We start from the raw sequence: 2,178 nt of genomic DNA on the forward strand, positions 1-2,178 counted from the left end.
TCACGGTTCAGTTGTTCACCCAGCGAGCGGAGACGGGCAATCAGTTCATCTTTCGTCATGGACTCCTCCTCAGAGAAACAATGGCCCCGAAGGGCCATGATTACGCCAGTTGTACGGACACGAACTCATCAGGGTCAGCCAGCAGCATCAGCGGTGCTGACTGAATCATGGTGAACTCACGCGCCGGATCGCCGGTGGTCACCCAGTTTTTCGGGTAACGGGCAGAGGCGTTAATGCCTTCGCGCTGTGCGTCCGCATCCTGAATGCAGCCATAGGTGCGCAGACCGCGTGCCTGAGTGTTCCCCAGCACCATCGTGTTGTCCGGCAGGAAGTTCTTTTTGACGCCGTTTTCCACGTACTGTCCGGAATACACGACGATGGCCACATCGCCATACATCCCCTTATAGGACACCGCTTTGCCCAGGTCTTTCACCGCTGTCTCCAGCTCGGAATTAGAGCCACGACGGGTATCCAGCTTCTCCTTGACGGCTTTGAAGGAACGGAACAGCGCCCAGCCTTTCGGATCGAACACGATGATATTCACCACACCGCTGGCGTTCAGCGCGTAGGCTTCGATATCGTCGGTCGGGTCATACGTGGACTTGTCACGCTTGCTCCACTCCGTGCCGCCGGACTGCGTGATGTTATTCTCCTCACTGCGGCCCATATCCACCTCAACCGGATCGAAGGCTTCACCGGTCATGGTGTATTTGCCCTTAAGCACGGCAGAAACTGCCTGCATCTCTTCGACCTGAGCAATGGCCAGCTCTTCGTCACGCATGTTCTGCATGATGATGCGACGGCGGCGGTAAGCCGGGTCCGCCAGATTCTGCGGATCTTCATCCGGCAGGCGACGCAGGGTCATCTGCGGATTCACTTCATGCTTCGGCTTGACATATCCCGGCGTAAATTCAGAGGTGGAGCCGCCACGGGAACGGATAACCTCACCGGAAACAATCGGCGAAACGTACAGCGCCATGTTTACCAGTCCCGGAATTTGTGAGAGATAGACTTTCTCCGTGGTGAAGGGATAGCTCTCACGGAAAAAGAGACGCAGAAACAGCGGATCAAACTTAAATTTCTGCTCATTTGCCGCCAGCAGTTGGGCGGTTGTGTACATCGACATAAAAAAATCCCGTAAAAAAAGCCGCACAGGCGGCCTTTAGTGATGAAGGGTAAAGTTAAACGATGCTGATTGCCGTTCCGGCAAACGCGGTCCGTTTTTTCGTCTCGTCGCTGGCAGCCTCCGGCCAGAGCACATCCTCATAACGGAACGTGCCGGACTTGTAGAACGTCAGCGTGGTGCTGGTCTGGTCAGCAGCAACCGCAAGAATGCCAACGGCAGCACCGTCGGTGGTGCCATCCCACGCAACCAGCTTACGGCTGGAGGTGTCCAGCATCAGCGGGGTCATTGCAGGCGCTTTCGCACTCAATCCGCCGGGCGCGGTTGCGGTATGAGCCGGGTCACTGTTGCCCTGCGGCTGGTAATGGGTAAAGGTTTCTTTGCTCGTCATAAACATCCCTTACACTGGTGTGTTCAGCAAATCGTTAACGGCATCAGATGCCGGGTTACCTGCAGCCAGCGGTGCCGGTGCCCCCTGCATCAGACGATCCAGCGCAGTGTCACTGCGCGCCTGTGCACTCTGTGGTGCTGCGGCCAGAATGCGGCGGGCCGTTTTCACGGTCATACCGGGGGTTTCTGCCAGCACGCGTGCCTGTTCTTCGCGTCCGTGAGCCTCCTCACAGTTGAGGATCCCCATAATGCGGCTGTTTTCTGCCGCAACCGCTGCGGTGATCTGCGCGTTCACGTCCGGCTGCGCCGCGCTGGCGTTCTCGCCCTCCGTCGCTGGCACCACGTCAGTAACGTCAGCCTGCGAAGCAGTGGCTGAAACAGTTGTTGATTGAGTCTCTTTGGTCATTCGCCCTCCTGAGAGACGGGATTTACGTGCATCCAGTGCATCACGCATGACGGTGATCGCATCGGTGCTGTTAACAAGTTCATCAGCCAGTCCGGCATCAATGGCCTCCTGACCGCTGTACACTGCAGCCTCGGTATCCAGCACAACCTGCACGGACAGGCCGGTATATGCCGACACCTTCTGCGCAAACATCTGGCGGGTTGCGTCCATCCGGGACTGCAGTGTCTCCCGGACGTCATCCGGAAGATGGCTGTAGGGG

The 2,178-nt window shown here is 57.5% G+C and carries 3 protein-coding genes; all 3 read right to left on the reverse strand.

Translation table 11 applies throughout. The features are described 5' to 3' along the window. Positions 1 to 100: 100 nt before the first annotated feature. Entirely contained in the window at positions 101 to 1,126 is a 1,026-nt protein-coding gene (locus CSC62_RS17095; RefSeq protein WP_000063280.1) for a major capsid protein, read from the reverse strand. Positions 1,127 to 1,181: 55 nt separating this feature from the next. Further along, positions 1,182 to 1,520, reverse strand: coding sequence for a head decoration protein (locus tag CSC62_RS17100; RefSeq protein WP_001312645.1), 339 nt, complete (start codon positions 1,518 to 1,520; stop codon positions 1,182 to 1,184). 3 nt (positions 1,521 to 1,523) lie between these two features. Beyond that, positions 1,524 to 2,178 (reverse strand): S49 family peptidase (locus CSC62_RS17105; RefSeq protein ID WP_162407882.1); only part of this gene is annotated, 655 nt, incomplete at its 5' end.

Origin of the sequence: Pseudoxanthomonas jiangsuensis (assembly GCF_010093185.1) — a bacterium.
GTDB classification, from domain to species: domain Bacteria; phylum Pseudomonadota; class Gammaproteobacteria; order Xanthomonadales; family Xanthomonadaceae; genus Pseudoxanthomonas; species Pseudoxanthomonas jiangsuensis.

Bases quoted from the DNA above. Each gene is read 5' to 3' on its own strand.
- CSC62_RS17095 (WP_000063280.1), bottom strand. From the start codon at position 1,126: ATGTCGATGTACACAACCGCCCAACTGCTGGCGGCAAATGAGCAGAAA.
- CSC62_RS17100 (WP_001312645.1), bottom strand. From the start codon at position 1,520: ATGTTTATGACGAGCAAAGAAACCTTTACCCATTACCAGCCGCAGGGC.